Origin of the sequence: Rhizobium freirei PRF 81 (assembly GCF_000359745.1) — a bacterium.
Taxonomy (GTDB): Bacteria; Pseudomonadota; Alphaproteobacteria; order Rhizobiales; family Rhizobiaceae; genus Rhizobium; species Rhizobium freirei.
Map to the genome: position 1 here is coordinate 1 of NZ_AQHN01000052.1, position 226 is coordinate 226.

The following is a 226-nucleotide window of genomic DNA, read 5'->3' on the forward strand; positions in this document are numbered from 1 at the left end:
TGGACCTTCGACGACGATTTACAATCGGTTCCATCGATGGTCGGCGCGAGGTATCTGGCGTCAGTTATTCGACGCGCTGGTCAAGACGAATGACACCGATATCCAGATGATCGACAGCACAACCGCCAAAGCCCACCGCTCGGCGGCAGGCGGAAAAGGGGGGCGGAGGCCCAGGCCATCGGTCGCTCACGAGGCGGCAGATCGACAAAAATCCATGCTGTTGTCG

Annotated in this window: 1 pseudogene; it reads left to right on the top strand. The window is 59.3% G+C overall.

Features of this window, described 5'->3' with window-relative positions:
* A pseudogene (locus RHSP_RS35535) lies at positions 1 to 226 on the top strand (IS5/IS1182 family transposase); the annotation flags it as partial.